The following is a 16,143-nucleotide window of genomic DNA, read 5'->3' on the forward strand; positions in this document are numbered from 1 at the left end:
TGGGGTGTGTTCATGGTGCGTTAACGCTGGTCGAAAACAGTCACCCCTAAAGGAGTGCTGGTTTCGACCGCGTGAGACTCGTTTAGGAGCGCCTCCTTTCGACCAGCGCTAGCGCGGCATAGCCCCATTAGGCGGCGCGAGGCGCCCGGCGAAAGCAGTGGGACAGGCGGGGCTACTGAGGCAAACGAGACTGGCACGACACCCGACTCGCGCCACCTGCACACTTCTCTAGCCAAATGCTCCATAGTGCGCTAACGCTGGTCGAAATCACCCCTATAGAAAGGGCTACTCCTTTCGACCGCGCGGGACTCCTTTAGGCCCCCTCCTTTCGACCAGCGCTAGCGCAACACGCCAACCCAGCAAGACCGCAGGCCACACGAACCACCTGACCTGCAAAAACGCCGGCGAACGCGAACCTACAGAATCTCCCCCGGCCGGTACTTCGCGGCTTCGGGGTGATCGCCGACCAGGTCGCGGATCCGAGCCAAGACGCGGTCGATCTGGGCCTCGGCGGCACCGATGAACGCATGGCGATCCGCCAGCGCCTCCTCCAGTTCACTCTCGCCGAGCGGGAAGTCGGGATCAGCGGCCAGACGCTGGAGAAGGTCCTGCTCACCGCCGTTTTCGCGCATGTTCAGGGCGACGTCGACGGCGTGACGCTTGATCTTTTCGTGGGCCTCTTCGCGTCCGACCCCGGCACGCACCGCCGCCATGAGCAGGCGGGTGGTGGCGAGGAACGGGAGGTAGCGCTCGAGTTCGCGGTCGATCATCGCGGGGAAAGCACCGAATTCTTCGAGGACGGTGAGGAAGGTCTCGAACATGCCGTCGATCGCGAAGAAGGCGTCCGGCAGCGCCACGCGCCGAACCACGGAGCAGGAGACATCGCCTTCGTTCCACTGCTGGCCGGCGAGATCAGCGGTCATGGTCAGGTAGCCGCGCAGGATGACCTGCAGTCCGTTGACGCGCTCGCACGAACGGGCGTTCATCTTGTGCGGCATCGCGGACGAGCCGACCTGGCCTTCCTTGAAGCCTTCGGTGACGGTCTCGTTGCCGGCCATGAGCCGGATGGTGGTCGCCAGCGAGGACGGGCCAGCACCGAGCTGCACCAGCGCGGAGATGGTGTCGAAGTCCAGCGAGCGCGAGTAGACCTGCCCGACCGAGTCGAAGATGCGGGAAAACCCGAGGAAATCGGCGATTGAGCGCTCGAGAGAGGCGAGCTTCGAGCGGTCGCCGCCGACCAAGTCGAGCATGTCCTGCGCCGTTCCCATGGGCCCCTTGATGCCGCGTAAGGGGTAGCGGTCGAGCAGCTCGTCGACACGCGTGACCGCCACCAGCAGCTCGTCGGCGGCGGAGGCGAAGCGCTTGCCGAGCGTCGTCGCCTGCGCCGCCACGTTGTGCGAACGCCCGGCCATCACCAGCGAGCGGTAGTTGCCGGCGTGCTCGCCCAGGCGTGCAAGCACGGCGATGGCCTTGTCGCGAATGGTCTCGAGCGAGCGGTAGACCTGCAGCTGCTCGACGTTCTCGGTGAGATCGCGGCTGGTCATGCCCTTGTGGATGTGCTCGTGGCCGGCGAGGGCGTTGAACTCTTCGATGCGGGCTTTGACGTCGTGGCGGGTGACGCGCTCGCGCTGCGCGATGGATTCGAGGTCGATGGTCTCCAAGACCCGCTCGTAGTCCTCGATCACCCCGTCGGGGATGGAGATGCCCAGGCGGCGCTGGGCTTTCATCACGGCGATCCAGAGCTGGCGCTCGAGGATGATCTTCGTCTCGGGCGACCAGATCTCGGTCATGCCGACAGACGCGTACCGGGATGCGAGGACGTTTGCGATGTTCTTTTCAGCCACGCCCTTTAGTATCGCACGTCAGCACTACTGACGAAGACTAAGCATCCCGCCACCATCTATTCGGGGATGCGGATCTCACCCTCAACGGCCTTGCGGGCGATGTCGGAACGCGTGAACGAGCCTTCCAGCTGCAGCTTATCGACGTTCCGGTACACCTCCTCGCACGCCTGCACCAAGGTTTTGCCCCGGCCCATGATATTGAGCACACGCCCGCCGGAGGCAATGAGCCGCCCCTCGGCATCCCGGCTCGTGCCGGCGTGGAGCACCACCGCGGGATCGTCGAGACCCTCGCCGGTGATCTCTCCGCCTTTGACGGGGCTGATCGGGTAGTTTTTGGCAGCCACGACGACGGTCACCGCGTACTCGTCCGCCCAGTCCAGCGGGCCGATCTCGGAAAGCCGCCCCGTGGCGGTGGCGTGCAGCACCTCACCGAGCGGGGTCTTGAGCAGCGACAGGATCGGCTGGGTCTCGGGGTCGCCGAAACGGGCGTTGAACTCGACGACCGCCGGGCCCTTCGCGCCCCACGCGGCACCGAGGTAGAGCAGCCCGGAATACGGGGTGCCGCGCCGGACCATTTCGCGGGCGACGGGGGCCACGAGATCGTCGACAAGCGTCTGCGTCGCACCCTCCGGCAGCCAGTCCAGCGGGGTGTAGGCACCCATGCCGCCGGTGTTGGGGCCCTCGTCGTGGTCATAGGCGCGCTTGTGATCCTGGGCGGGCAGAAGCGGCACGACGGTCTCGCCGTCGACGAGGCAGAAGAGGCTGACCTCGGGGCCGTCAAGGAAGGTCTCGAGCAATACGGGGTTGCCGGCGGCGAGCACCGCGTCGACATGCGCGCGGGCGGCGGTGCGCTCCGGCGTGACGACGACCCCCTTTCCGCCCGCCAGCCCATCATCTTTGACCACCCAGATCGGCCCGTAGCGATCGAGAATCTCCTCGATCTCTGCGTCGCTGACCCCCGGGTTGAGCTCATCGGCGGTGGCGGTGGCCACCCCGGCGTCCTTCATGATCTGCTTGGCGAAGGCCTTCGAGCCCTCCAGGCGCGCGGCGGCCGCGCTCGGCCCGAAGACCGCGAAGCCGGCTTCACGCAGCGCGTCGCTGACACCACTGACCAGCGGTGCTTCGGGGCCGATGACGACGAGCTCGGCCTGAATCTCCTCCGCCAGGGTGACCATGGCCACCGCGTTGTCGATGGGCCCGGCCTCCGGGTGGCAGGTCGCCTGGCGCGCGATGCCGGCGTTACCGGGCGCGGCGTGTAGCTCGTCGATGGCAGGGTCATGGGCCAATGCGTTGATGAGGGCGTGCTCGCGGCCGCCGGAACCGATCACAAGGGTGCGCATACTGCATCAGTGTAATAGGACACAGTCTCGAAAATGTGGTTAGGCTTGAGGACATGAGTAGCGTCTTTTCGAAGATCATCGACGGCGAGATCCCCGGGCGCTTCGTCTACCGGGATGATCGCGTCGCCGCGTTCCTGACTATCGAACCCATCCGTTATGGTCACACGCTCGTCGTGCCGATCAAGGAAGTCGACAAGTGGACTGACCTCGAACCGGAGCTGTTGAGCCACCTCAACGAAGTCGCCCAGCTCGTCGGCCGGGCGATCATCGAGGTCTTCGGTTCCGAACGCGCCGGCTACCTCATCGCCGGCTTCGAGGTCCCCCACGCCCACATCCACGTCTTCCCCGCCGACAACATGCAGGGATACGACTTATCGACGGTCATGTCCCCCGAAGAGACCGACGACGCCAAGATGGACGACGCCGCCGAGCGCCTGCGCGCCGCCATCGACGTCGACCGTTCGGGGCGGGCTTAGCGCTTCGCGTTTTCTGGGTTGAGCAGCCGCGGCAGGCGGATGGTAAACGTCGAGCCCTCACCCGGCTGGCTGTCGACCCAGATGTCGCCGCCGTGCTGTTCGACCAGCGACTTCACGATGGCCAGGCCCAGGCCCGAGCCGCCCTTGCTGCGGGAGCGCGAGCTGTCCTCTCGGTAGAAGCGCTCGAAGATGTGGGCGGCGGTGTCCTCGTCCATGCCGCGGCCGTCGTCGATGACGCGCACGAGGATGTCGCGGCCTTCCTCGGACAGGATGATGGTCACCTTCGCGTCGTCGCCGCCGTGGCGCAGCCCGTTGCTGATCAGGTTGATGAACACCTGGTGCAGGCGATCGGGATCGCCGTTGACCACGGGCAGCTTCTCGGATTTGTTCTGCACATCGATGGTGCGCCCGGCGAAGGCGGCTTGGGCGGAACTGCGCGCCGACATGGTGACCTCGAGGACGTCGACGGGCCGCAGATCGAGGCGCGAGCCTTCGGCGCGGGTGAGGGAAAGCAGATCTTCGACGAGCAGCTTCATGCGCTGGGACTCTTCGCTGATCTTGTCTAAGACCTTCTCGGCGTCGTCGGTCGCCCCCGAGCGGTAGAGCTCGGTGTAGCCGCTCACGCTGGTCAGCGGGGTGCGCAGCTCGTGCGAGGCATCGCCGATGAACCTGCGCATCTGTTCCTCCTTCTTCTGGGAGGTTTCGATGGAGCGCTGCAGGCGTCCCAACATGACGTTCAGCGCGCGCGAGAGCTGGCCGACCTCGGTGTTCAGCGGCCAGGTGGGCACGCGTCGATCGAGGTCGCCGCCCGCGATGGCGCGCGCGGTGGCCTCGACTTCGCGCAGCGGCAGCAGGGCGCGGCGGATGAACCAGGCGCCGACGAGCGCCATGAACACCAGCACGATGATCGAGATGAAGATCTGCACGCCGACCAGCCCGCGGATCATGAGGTTCTCGCGTTCCAGGGACTTCGCCACGATGGTCACGCCCGAGGCGGTGTTCACGCCGATGGCGCGCCACTCGATGTCCTCCCGCGAGCCGTCGAGCGAGTCGACGTTCGTCGGCTCCCCGTTGATCTCGACTTCGGAGAAGTTCGGCCGGGAATCGCCAACGTTGATCCAGTGCTGGGCACCGGTCGGGGTGATCTGCAAGACCGCGAACTCACTCGGCGGGCCGACCAGGGCGCCCGTTTGGTAGAGCTCCGGGTTCTGCGTCCAGCCCGCGGCGCTCGCGGAGAGGTCGGCATCGACGCGGTCTAAAAGCACCCCGCGCATGATGGTGGTCACCGCCAGCGAGGAGGCGAACAGGCCGATCGACGAGATCACCACGATGATGACCACCAGCCAGGTCTGCAGGTTTAAGACCCGCTTGATCTTCTCGGTCGTGGGCGTTTTCGGTTTCTTCGGTACCTTGGTTGCGCTCGAGGCCATAAAACCTGAAGCGTCCTACTTCCGCGGGGTACGCAGGACGTAGCCCACGCCGCGCACGGTCTGGATCAGAGGCGTATCGCCGGTGTCGATCTTGCGGCGCAGATACGAGATGTAGGACTCGACGACGTTGCCGTCCCCGCCGAAGTCATAGTGCCAGACGTTGTCCAGGATCTTCGCCTTGCTGAGCACGACCTCCGCGTTGAGCATGAGGTAGCGCAGGAGGTTGAACTCCGTGGGCGAGAGATCGATGATCTCGCCGGCCTTGGTAACCTCATGCGTGTCATCGTTAAGCGTCAGATCGGCGTAGCGGATGGTGTTGTCGCCGTCTTCTTCTTCGGAGATGTTGCCGCGGCGCAGGATCACGCGCAGGCGGGTAATGACTTCCTCGAGCGAGAAAGGCTTGGTCACATAATCGTCCGCCCCGATGGTCAGGCCGTGGATACGGTCCTCGACGGCGTCCTTGGCGGTCAGATACAGCACCGGGCCTTCGAGGCCTTCCTCGCGCAGCTTGGCGAGCAGCTCGAAGCCATCCATCCCCGGCATCATCACGTCCAGGATGAACGCGTCGGGACGGAAGGAGCGAGCGACCTCGAGGCCTTCCTGCCCGGATTCTGCAGTGGCGACCTCGAAGCCTTGGAACTTCAGGCTGACGGTCAGCAGATCGACGATATTCGGCTCATCATCAACGACGAGCACCTTGACAGGAGTGGTGGTTGCTTCAGACATGCTTCATAGTTAACACGTCCGCATTTCCCCTACCCTGAACGTATCCTGAATGTTTGCTGACAATGGTTGAGCTGGCACTATGACCCTACTCACCCGTTTTTGCCCCGGGCGGCCACCTCCCACGTCTCGCCCGCGGTCGTGCGCACCGTATCGACCAAATTCAGCACCGGGCACACATGGTTCGGGATGATCTCCAGCTCCTCCCCGATCGCCGGCAACGCGGACTTTTCGGGGAAGGTGACGGTTCCATGGTGCTCACTCAAGGCGGGCACCCGGGCCTCGGGATGCTTGGCGACGCGCGCGTAGCCCGTCGTCCACCCAGGCCGGTCCGAGCCGACGATCTTCGAGCCGGCGTCCACGATCACCTGGTGGAGGTCCTCCCGGCGCGAGACGACGGTCGTGCGGATTTTCAGCGCGATCTGCTCCTCGGTGCAGGTCCCGAGCTCGAGCTGCTGCGCATCGTTGAACACGTAGACGCCGGGGCGGATCTCGTCGATGATCTCCGCATCGGCATATACGGCCGACGGCGTCGAGCCCCCGCTGAGCACGAGGTCGTCGCGCCCCAGCTCCGCGCGTGCCGATTGCAAAGCGATCGCCTCGTCGTCGGCCGCCTTCCGGGGCGCGTCCGGCGCGTAGGAGTGCCCGGGGAACGTGAACAGGCCCATCAGCTGAAAACCAGCCTTGTCGAGGGCCTCGGCGACCGGGCGCACCTCGTGTGGCGGCACACCGGAGCGGTGATGTCCGGAGTCCACCTCGATGGCGAAGGAGGTGGACGTCGATAAGCCAGAACTGCCCCAGCGCGCGGCCGTTTCCACCGAGTCGATGCCCAGGATTACCCGGGAGCGCAGGGCGTTGATGCGGGCGGCGGCGGCCGGGCTGGCGTTCAGCGGGTAGGCGATGAAGAGATCGCCGACCTTGTCGAAGACCTCGGCCTCGCCGATCGTGGCCACGCTCGCGGAGGTCGCCCCGGCGGCGCGCTGACGATCCGCGATCTCGTGGAGCTTGTGGGTCTTGTAGTGCGGGCGCAGGCGCTGGCCATGGGCCCGGGCGGCCTCGGCCATGCGAGCGATGTTGTCGTCGACGATGTCGGTATCGATGACGACGTACGGGGTCGGTGGCATCTCTGTCACTAGAACCAGCGCTTCCTGCTGATATCGGCCGCGGAGCCGAGGTGCTTGAGGTTCGCCGCGGCCAGGTCCGCCATCTTGCCGATGCCGCCGCCGAACACCGTCTGCGCCGAGGCTCGCGAGAAGCCCAAGAGCATGTCCCAGGTGATCTCCGGCGGGATGGATAGGGCGTCGGGGTCGGTGACGACGTCGAGAAGCACCGGACCGTCGTAGGTGAACGCCTCCTTGATGGCCTTGTCGAGCTTCTTCGGGTCCTCGACGCGGATCGCCTTGATGCCGATGGCCTCGGCGATGGCGGCGTAGTTCACGCCCTCGTGGTCGGTGCCGAAGTCCTCCATGCCGGCGACCAGCATCTCGAGTTTCACCATGCCGAGCGAAGAGTTGTTGAACGCGACCATCTTGATCGGCAGGTCGTGCAGCTTCACCGTGAGCAGCTCGCCGAGCAGCATGGACAGCCCGCCGTCACCGGAGAAGGTGATCACCTGGCGATCGCGGTCGGCGCACTGCGCGCCGATGGCCTGCGGCAAAGCATTGGCCATGGTGCCGTGCTTATAGGAACCGAGATCCTGGCGCTTACCGTTCGGAGTGATGTAGCGCGCCGCCCAGACGTTGCACATGCCGGTATCGACGGTAAAGATCGCGTCCTCGTCGGCATGCTGATCGATGAGGCTGGCGAGGTACTCGGGGTGGATCGGCTTCCGCTTGCCCGCCTTCTTGGTGTAATTGTCGACGACCGAACCAATCAGCTCCGCATGCTCCTTGAGCTGCTTATCCAGGAAGGAGCGATCCTCCTTCTCCTCGATATGCGGCAGGATGTTGTCGAGCACCGCCGCCACATCACCGACCACCGGGTGATGCACGGTCGTGCGCCGGCCGATGTGCGCGGGATTGATGTCGATTTGCGCGACGTTCTTGCTCGGCAGCCAATCGACATACGGGAAATCCGTGCCCACCAACACGAGCAGATCCGCCTCGCGCATAGCGTTCGAGCACGCGCCATAGCCCAAGAGGCCGGACATGCCGACGTCAAAAGGATTGTCGTACTGGATGTGCATCTTGCCGCCGAACGCGTGCCCGATCGGCGACTTGATCTTCTCCGCCAGCTTTAAGACCTGCTCGCGCGCATTAGCGACGCCGGCACCGCAGAACAAGGTGACGGTCTCCGCCTCGTTGATGGCCTGGGCAAGGTGGGCGGCCTCAGCGGAATCCGGGAAGACGACGGGCTTGCCGGTGGCAAACACCGAATCGGTGAAGGTGGTGTCCTCGACCTCCTCTTCGGAGACATCGCCGGGGACCACGATGACCGAGACCCCGTCGCCGCCGAGCGTCGACTGGATCGCGTTATGCAGAATGCGGGTGCCCTGATAGGCGGAGTGCGCGACCTCGAGGTAGCCCGAGCACTCGCGGAACAAATGCTCCGGGTGCGTCTCCTGGAAGAACGAGGTGCCGATCTGCTCGCTCGGGATCTGGGAGGCGATGGCTAAGACCTTGGCGCCGTTGCGGTGGGCTTCGAAAAGCCCCTGCACAAAGTGCGTGTTTCCCGGCCCGCAGGAACCGGCGCACACGGCGAGCTCGCCGGTGATCAGCGACTCCGCGCCGGCAGCGAACGCGGCGGCTTCCTCGTTGCGCACGTGCACCCATTCGATCGACGAATCACGCACCGCGTCAGAGACCGGGTTCAGGCTGTCGCCGACGAGGCCATAAATGCGCTTCACGCCCTGCTTCTCGAGGGTCTGAATCATCGCCTCGGCGAAGTTACGTGCCACTAGTTCGTTCAGCTCCTTGGGTTTCGTTGGTTTTGCTTCGGGTTCGTTTGGTTTTGTTGGGTTGGTTTCGGGATTGTTTATGTCTCGCTGTCCAGTATTGCCGCGACCGCGAGATCCTGCCATGTGCGGGCAGGATGAGGTGGGGCGGACGGGCGTGTGGGCTGTGCTTTGTGTGGGGTTGGGGGTTCGTTTTGGGGTGGTTCGGGGTGTGGGGTTTGTTGTAGCGTGTTGGGGTTGGATTTGCGGCGTGTTGCGCTAGCGCTGGTCGAAAGGAGGTGCCCCTAAACGAGTCCCGCGCGGTCGAAAGGAACACTCCTTTCTATAGCCCTGCTTTCGACCAGCGTTAACGCACTATGAGGCGCGCGGACGGCGGCGTGTGCGGGCGATGCGATCTGGACACCTCGCCAGCCCCGTTCGCCCCAGCGACCCCGCCTGCCTCACTGGTTTCGCTGGGCAGCTCATTCTGCCTGACCGGGGCCATACCGTGCTAGCGCTGGTCGAAAGGAGGCGCTCCTAAACGAGTCCCGCGCGGTCGAAAGGAACACTCCTTTCTATAGCCCTGCTTTCGACCAGCGTTAACGCACTATGAGGCGTGTGGACAGCGGGGCGTGCGGGCAATGCGATCTGGACACCTCGCCAGCCCCGTCCGTCCCAGCGACCCCGCCGGCCTCACTGGTTTCGCCGGGCGGCTCATTCCGCCTAACCGGGACCATCCCGCGCTAACGCTGGTCGAAAACACCCCGACAGAAACGAGTCCCGCAAAGTCGAAAGGAGTAGGGCTTGCGGGTTCCTTTCGTTATGGTGAATTCGACCAGCGCTAGCGCATCATGAGAGTTCGACCAACGGTGCATGCAACTGCACTAATCGGTCACCCCGCCAGCCTCGCCACCCCCATCAGCCTCTACCGCAAGCTCCACAGCCCCACTCCAGACTCGCCCGACCATAAAGCGCTAACGCCGTCAGAAAAGAGGAGCACCGAAAGCAGTACTGAATTCGACTTCGCGGTATCCCTTTTGAAAAACCCCACCTACCTTCACGGCAGGTGGGGTTTTGAGAGCTGAAGACGAGACTCGAACTCGCAACCTACGGTTTACAAGACCGTTGCGCTACCAATTGCGCCACTTCAGCGTGCCGGGTGACCGGACGGGTTGATCCTAGCCGGTCACCAAGCCGAGCCGGAAACCGCGGCCAAACCGCGGCCAAACCCAAACCCCGAAACCCCGAAACCACAACCCTTAAACGTCGCGGGCGATGAGCTCGTCGAGCGGGGTCGGGGAGATCAGGTACGGCGCGACCTCGAGAACCGTGTAGGCACCGGTGGTGCCCTGCTCCGCCAGGCGGGCGGCGGCGCGCGCGTAGGCGATCTGGACGCTGGCGGTGAAGTCGGGGTTGCGGTCGAGCTTCAGGATGTACTCGATCGTTTCGGTGTAGCCGCCGGTGTCCCCGGCGGTGATGACGTGTCCGCCGTGCGGCATGCCGGTGTGCTCGGCGTCGAAGGTGGCTTCGTCGATGAAGTGGACTTCGACGGTGTAGCCCTCGAAGTAGTCCGGCATGGTGCGGATCTCGTGTTCGATGCGCTCGTGTTCGGACTCGTCGGCGACGACGTAGCAGCTGCGCACGTGGGCCTGCTTACCGGTGAGGTCTCCGGCCTGCTGGGCGCGGGCTTTGTCGAGGGCGGCTTCGTCGGGAAGCGTGTACTGCACGGCCTTCTTCACGCCGTCGATGCGGCGCAGCGCGTCCGAATGCCCCTGGGAGAGGCCCGGGCCCCAGAAGGTGTGCTGCTCGGCGGTGGGCAGGATGGCCTGCGCCATCGTGCGGTTGAGCGAGAACATGCCGGGATCCCAGCCGGTGGAGACGATCGCAACGGTGCCGGCCTCGCGGGCGGCCTCGTCCATCGCCTGCTTGTGACGCGGGACGTCGCGGTGGTTGTCATAAGTGTCGACGGTCGGCGCGTGCTTCACGTACTCGACGGCCTGCTCGGGGATGTCGGTGGCGGAGCCGGTGCACAAGAGGGCGACGTCGAATTCCTTGGCTTCGGCCTTGGCGGCGAACTCGTCGACGGAGTAGACGGGGGTGTCGGTGTCGAGTTGGTCGCGGCGCGAGAAGATGCCGTAGGTCTCCATGTCGGGGGTGGACTTGATGAGCTTCTCGACGGACTTACCGAGGTTTCCGTAGCCGACAATCGCGGCGCGGATGGTGGACATGCTCGTTGTCTCCTTCGGTGACGTTTCGCGTAACAGTTTCCGATAGCCCAACATAGTCACATTTTCCCACCCGCTTGGTGCACAGGCAGGGCCGGAAGGATACGATTTCGCCGTAGTCATTCTTGCTGAAACCATCGACTTTGCGGGGGAGCGCACGTGGGATTTCTGTCGCGGTTGAGTAACCGTTTGCCCGGCTCAGGCCACTTATCGACGGTGGATACCGCGCGCGCCGCACCGCCGCCGTCGCCACTTGCACCGATCGATTTGCAGGACCCCTCGCAGGTCGCCGGTGTGATGTCTATCGCGGCGCGGATCGGTGACATTTTGTTGTCTTCGGGCACCGGTAACCGGGATGCCAACGCGCAGCTGCGCGCCGTCACGGCGGCCTACGGGCTGGTGTATTGCCATGTCTCGATCACGTTCGACACGATCATGCTGTCGACCACCATCGGCGAGGACAACAAGCAGCCGGTGCAGGTCTTCCGGGTCGCCCGGAGTTTCGGCACGGATTTCTCGAAGCTGGCGGAAGTCGACCGCCTGATCCGCTCGATCCAGTCGGGGGCTACTCCCCCGGCGGTCGCGGAGAAGGTTCTCGACGAGCTCGAGGCCCGCCCCCGCGACTACGGCTTCAAGACCTCCATCTGGGGTTGGGCACTGATGGGTGGCGCGATCGCGATGCTGCTCGGCGGCAGCTGGTTCGTCGGGCTGGTGACGTTTATCACCTCGTATTTGATCATCGGGGTCAACGAGATCCTCGCCCGGCGCGGCCTGCCGGCCTTCTTCCTACAGATCACGGGCGGGTTCGTCGCCACGGTGCCGACGGCGATCATCTACGACGTCGCCCAACAGCTCGGCTATCAGATCAGACCGAGTCAGATCATCGCCTCGTGCATCATCGTCCTGGTCGCCGGGCTGTCCCTGGTGCAGTCCCTGCAGGACGGGATCACGGGCTCGGTGGTGACGGGCTCGGCACGGTTTTTCGACACCATCCTCATGACCGCCGGCATCGTCGCCGGTGTGGCGCTCGGCATGCAGGCGGCGTCGTGGGTGGGTATCTCCCTGCCGCCGATGGAGGCCATCAGCCCACCGAACTTCGCGAACGCCCTCTTCCTCACCTTCATCGCCGCGTTCGTGTGTATCGGCTTCGCCGTCGGTGTCTACGCCGAGCGCTCCGCGATCTGGGTCTCGGGCGCCGCGGGCATGCTGGGCGCAGGTGCGTATCACCTGGTGTTCATCCCGCTAGGCTTCGGTTCGGTCTCGGCGACAGTGTCGTCGGCGACGGTCGTCGGTTTAGCCGGTGGCCTGCTCGCCCGCCGCTTCCTGGTCCCGCCCCTAATCACCGCGATCGCCGGCATTACCCCGATGCTGCCGGGCCTCATGCTCTACCGCGCGCTGTACGCACTGCTCAACGAGCAGGCGCTCATCGGCTTCACCAACCTCTTTTTGGCGCTGGCGACCGCCGGCTCGCTGGCCACGGGCGTCGTCTTGGGCGAGTGGTTGGCCCGTAAGCTGCGCCGCCCGCAGACCTTCCGGCCGTATCAGGCCTACCGGCGCGCCCGTCGGTTCTCCTTCCAGGCGCTCAGCGCTGCGCAGAAGGTGGCCCGCTCGCGTCCGCGCAGGTCGCATGGGGTGCGCGGAGAACGGTCTCAGTAGCGTAGACTGTTAGTCCGGTTGAATTTTCTCAGTCAGCATTTCGTCCAAGGAGTTGCCCGTGCCGCCGAAGGTCCAAGACACCCGCCCCAACGCCGAGGAAATCGAGGCCATCGAGTCGGAGACCGCCGGTAATGCCCGCCAGATTGTCTCCACCTACGCGGAAGACTTCTTCGACGGTGTCACGCTGATGTGCATGCTGGGCATCGAGCCAGAAGGCCTGGTGCACCGCAAAGTCGCCGAGGAGCTCGGCATCGACCAGGAGGAGGTCGAGCCGAAGAAGACGACCAAGAAGACGACCAAGAAGACCTCGAAGAAGTCGTCGAAGAAGGCCTCGAAGAAGTCGTCGAAGAAGGCCTCGAAGAAGTCCTAGGGTCATGAGCGGCGACAATGAGTTTGTGGTAGTCGCCAATCGGCTGCCCGTGGATGCGATCGTCGATGAGCACGGCGGGACCACCTGGACGGAATCTCCGGGCGGGCTGGTCGCCGCCCTGTCCCCGGTCTTGTCGGCCCGGCGTGGCTGCTGGGTGGGCTGGCCGGGGCTTATCGACGCCGCCCCCGCACCCTTCCACACCGACTCCGGCATCCTTGTGCACCCAGTGCCGCTGACCGCCGACGACCACGAGCGTTTCTACGAGGGCTTTTCCAACGCCACGCTGTGGCCGCTGTATCACGATCTCATCGTCACCCCGACGTATCACCGCGACTGGTGGCAGTCGTATCGCGACGTCAACTACCGCTTCGCCACCGAGGTCGATCGCGTGGCCGCGCCCGGCGCGACCGTCTGGGTGCAGGACTACCAGCTCCAGTTGGTGCCGGGGATTCTGCGCCAGCTGCGCCCGGATCTGACCATCGGGTTCTTCTTGCACATCCCCTTCCCCGGCCCGGATCTGTTCCGCCAGCTGCCCTGGCGCGAAGAGGTGGTCCGCGGCCTGCTGGGCGCCGATCTCATCGGCTTCCACCTCGTCTCCAACGCGGAGAACTTCTTGTCGCTGGTGCAGCAGGTTTCTGGGCCGAAGGGCTCGCATACCGGCCAGCCGGACAGCCTTAAGGTGACCGGTTCGGCGTCGGTGCGCACGACGACGGCGTCGATTACCGCCTCCGATGGCCGTGAGGTCGCCGTCGCCGCCTACCCGATCTCTATCGACCCCACTTCCTTGGGTGAGGCGGATGACAAGGAGGTCGCCCGCCGACGGGCGGAGTTGGGGAATCCGGAGTGCATCCTGCTCGGCGTCGATCGTCTCGATTACACCAAGGGCATCCTGCAGCGGCTGGAGGCCTTCGAGGAGCTGCTCGAGGCGGGCGCGCTGGATCCGAACGAGGTGGTGTTCGTGCAGGTCGCCACGCCTTCACGGGAGCGCATTGAGCACTACCGCACCGCGCGCCGCCAGGTGGAAGAGGCGGTGGGGCGCATCAACGGCCGTTTTGCGAAAATCGGCCGGCCCGTCGTCCACTACCTGCACCGATCGCTGCCGAAGCGGCTGCTACGGCACTACTACCAAGCCGCCGACGTCATGGTGGTCACCCCGTTTAAGGACGGCATGAATCTGGTGGCCAAGGAGTACGTCGCCTGCCACCCGGACGGCTCGGGCGCGTTGGTGCTCTCGGAGTTCGCGGGCGCCGCCGACGAACTGCTCCAGGCCAACCTGTGCAACCCCTTCGACATCGAGTCGCTGAAACGCGCGCTACTGCAGGCGGTGCGCGGGCTCGAGCATGACCCGGAGACGATGCGCTCGCGGATGCGCGCCATGCATGAGCAGGTCTTAACGTTCGATGTCGACGCCTGGGCGAACGCTTCCTTGCGGGATTTGGACGAGGCGCGGCGATGAGTCGTCGATTAGCGGCCGTGGTGTGCGCGGCCGGGTTGGTCGCCACCGCCTGCGGCGAGCGCCCCCAGGCCGAGGCGGCGATCGTCGGGCCGACCTGGACGGTCACCGACGCCTACCGCGAGCCCGGCGCGCCCTCGGCTTTGCCGCCGACGGTGGCCGGCAGCGTGACCATGAGTTTTGGCGAGTCGAGTGTTACGGCGACGACGGGGTGTGGGCAGTTGCAGGCCGTCGTCACGTTTGTCGACGCCGGTAAGCCGGCGCGAGCCCAAGACGCCGACGCACTCACGGTCGAAGACGCCGAGCTTTCCGAGGCCGGAGACTGCGATGACTCGGCGCGGCGGGTGCATAGTCTGGTCACCGAGATGTTCGCTGCCGGCGAAACCCTGGACTTTTCGCCGCAGACGCACGGTGAGCTGCTCATATCCATGACCACGCACGCCGTCGACAACCCCTCCCTGAGACTGGCAACGCTCTAAACGACGGGTACGCTAGAGTGCATGCTTTCCCCGATCGTCGCGGAGCTCGCGTCCGCAGACCGTCTGTTTGTCGTTTCGGATTTCGATGGCACGCTCGCGGGCTTTTCCGCCGATGCCTACAACGTTCCCGTCAACTCCCAATCGCTGGCAGCACTGACCCGCTTGGCGGGCATGCCGGATACGCGCGTCGCGATCCTCTCGGGCCGTCACCTCGAGGGCCTAGCCGAGGTCTGCGACCTGCGCGCCCCCATCATCCGTGCGGGTTCGCACGGCAACGAGTCCTCCTTCTCGACGGGCCCGTCGCTCGCGCAGCAGAAGCGCCTCGACGAGATTGAGGCGGCGCTGAAGCCGCTTCTCGACGAGCACGGCACCTTCGTCGAGCGCAAGCCTTTCCAGCGCGTCGCCCACGTCGCGACGCTGGCGAAGAAGGACCCCGAGAAGGCCGAGGAGATCCTCCGGAAGATCGCCCAGCTCGACTTCGAGGGCGCGCACGTGATTGAAGGCAAGAACATCGTCGAGTTCTCGGTCACCTCGGTGACGAAGGGCACGTGGATCGAGAAGGTCCGCGACCAGTACGAACCGGAGCGCACCGTCTTCGTCGGCGACGATGTCACCGATGAGCAGGGCTTCGCCGTGCTCGGGGAGAAGGACTACGGCATCAAGGTGGGCGAGGGGCATACCGCCGCCTCGGCGCGGGTGGCCAACATCGAGGAGGTCGCGGAGTTTTTCACCGAACTTGCCGACGCCCGCGCCGCCCACATCCAATTCCCCCGCGATACCGCCGGCCGCTTCGAGTGGTGCGCCGCCGGCCTGGGCGCGATCGTCCACCAGGTCGAGGACTGGTCGGTGCCCACGCCGTGCACCGGCTGGTCCGCGCGCGATGTCATCCGGCACCTTAACACCTGGGTGCCGAAGAAGCTCGGGCTCGAGCCGGTGCCGGGCGATGACCCGGTCGACGAGTACTTCACGTTCATCGACGCCGTGCGGGCTCTGCTTGACGACGACAACCGCGCCGCCCTCGAATGCGTGCGCACCTCGCTGAACACCGATTTGTTCGTGCACACCTGGGACATGGCCCGGGCCATCGGGGTGAATCCGAAGCTCGACGAGAACTTCGCCTCCCGTCTGCTGCGCCACTACGAGCTGGTCAACGAGGAGCGCATGGTGGAAACGGGCCACTACGACCCCCCCGTCGAGATCCCGGCGGACGCCTCCCCCGTCGAGCAGCTCGTCGCCGCCACCGGCCGCGACCCGCGCGCCAATCTCGTCGAGTAG

General features: G+C 65.2%; 13 protein-coding genes and 1 tRNA gene. 6 read left to right on the forward strand and 8 right to left on the reverse strand.

The window, feature by feature from the left end:
* Positions 1-416 precede the first annotated feature (416 nt).
* Both purB and purD read right to left on the reverse strand, forming a co-directional pair.
* The gene (gene purB / locus C3B44_RS09835) at positions 417-1,844 is read right to left on the reverse strand and encodes an adenylosuccinate lyase (RefSeq protein WP_108432209.1); all 1,428 of its coding nucleotides are present in this window, start codon (positions 1,842-1,844) and stop codon (positions 417-419) included.
* A 56-nt stretch (positions 1,845-1,900) separates the two neighbouring features.
* Positions 1,901-3,184, reverse strand: coding sequence for a phosphoribosylamine--glycine ligase (gene purD, locus C3B44_RS09840; protein ID WP_108432210.1), 1,284 nt, complete (start codon positions 3,182-3,184; stop codon positions 1,901-1,903).
* Positions 3,185-3,237: 53 nt separating this feature from the next.
* Between purD and C3B44_RS09845 the strand changes: the two genes are divergently transcribed.
* Positions 3,238-3,660 (forward strand): HIT family protein, encoded by a 423-nt coding sequence (locus tag C3B44_RS09845; RefSeq protein WP_108432211.1) that lies wholly within the window; start codon positions 3,238-3,240, stop codon positions 3,658-3,660.
* Here the strand turns inward: C3B44_RS09845 and C3B44_RS09850 are convergent.
* The 6 genes from C3B44_RS09850 to C3B44_RS09875 all read right to left on the reverse strand — a co-directional run bounded on the left by C3B44_RS09850 (position 3,657) and on the right by C3B44_RS09875 (position 10,913).
* Positions 3,657-5,090, reverse strand: a complete 1,434-nt coding sequence (locus tag C3B44_RS09850; protein WP_108432212.1) for a sensor histidine kinase — start codon at positions 5,088-5,090, stop codon at positions 3,657-3,659. The two genes, C3B44_RS09845 and C3B44_RS09850, sit on opposite strands and share 4 nt — an antisense overlap.
* Before the next feature lie 15 nt (positions 5,091-5,105).
* On the reverse strand, positions 5,106-5,816 hold the full coding sequence (locus tag C3B44_RS09855; protein ID WP_108432213.1) for a response regulator transcription factor: 711 nt from the start codon (positions 5,814-5,816) through the stop codon (positions 5,106-5,108).
* A gap of 89 nt (positions 5,817-5,905) precedes the next feature.
* Positions 5,906-6,937, reverse strand: coding sequence for an alanine racemase (locus C3B44_RS09860; RefSeq protein ID WP_108432644.1), 1,032 nt, complete (start codon positions 6,935-6,937; stop codon positions 5,906-5,908).
* A gap of 8 nt (positions 6,938-6,945) precedes the next feature.
* Entirely contained in the window at positions 6,946-8,709 is a 1,764-nt protein-coding gene (locus C3B44_RS09865) for a pyruvate dehydrogenase (RefSeq protein ID WP_108432214.1), read from the reverse strand.
* A gap of 1,055 nt (positions 8,710-9,764) precedes the next feature.
* A tRNA-Thr gene (locus C3B44_RS09870) sits at positions 9,765-9,837 on the reverse strand.
* A 107-nt stretch (positions 9,838-9,944) separates the two neighbouring features.
* Positions 9,945-10,913, reverse strand: coding sequence for a diaminopimelate dehydrogenase (locus tag C3B44_RS09875; protein ID WP_108432215.1), 969 nt, complete (start codon positions 10,911-10,913; stop codon positions 9,945-9,947).
* 174 nt (positions 10,914-11,087) lie between these two features.
* Here C3B44_RS09875 and thrE point away from each other — a divergent pair, with 174 nt between their 5' ends.
* From thrE to otsB, 5 genes are read left to right on the forward strand one after another with little or no spacing between them, the layout of a single operon-like run.
* On the forward strand, positions 11,088-12,566 hold the full coding sequence (thrE, locus tag C3B44_RS09880; protein ID WP_235840470.1) for a threonine/serine exporter ThrE: 1,479 nt from the start codon (positions 11,088-11,090) through the stop codon (positions 12,564-12,566).
* Between the two features lie 58 nt (positions 12,567-12,624).
* Positions 12,625-12,936 carry a hypothetical protein gene (locus C3B44_RS09885; RefSeq protein WP_108432217.1) on the forward strand — a complete coding sequence of 104 codons (312 nt, stop codon included), beginning with the start codon at positions 12,625-12,627 and terminating at the stop codon, positions 12,934-12,936.
* A 4-nt stretch (positions 12,937-12,940) separates the two neighbouring features.
* On the forward strand, positions 12,941-14,392 hold the full coding sequence (locus tag C3B44_RS09890) for an alpha,alpha-trehalose-phosphate synthase (UDP-forming) (protein WP_108432218.1): 1,452 nt from the start codon (positions 12,941-12,943) through the stop codon (positions 14,390-14,392).
* Positions 14,389-14,868, forward strand: coding sequence for a hypothetical protein (locus tag C3B44_RS09895; RefSeq protein WP_108432219.1), 480 nt, complete (start codon positions 14,389-14,391; stop codon positions 14,866-14,868). The genes C3B44_RS09890 and C3B44_RS09895 overlap by 4 nt, the downstream gene beginning before the upstream one ends.
* A gap of 21 nt (positions 14,869-14,889) precedes the next feature.
* Positions 14,890-16,143 (forward strand): trehalose-phosphatase, encoded by a 1,254-nt coding sequence (gene otsB, locus C3B44_RS09900; protein WP_199906016.1) that lies wholly within the window; start codon positions 14,890-14,892, stop codon positions 16,141-16,143.

The organism is Corynebacterium yudongzhengii, from assembly GCF_003065405.1.
In the GTDB taxonomy this organism is placed as follows: Bacteria; Actinomycetota; Actinomycetes; order Mycobacteriales; family Mycobacteriaceae; genus Corynebacterium; species Corynebacterium yudongzhengii.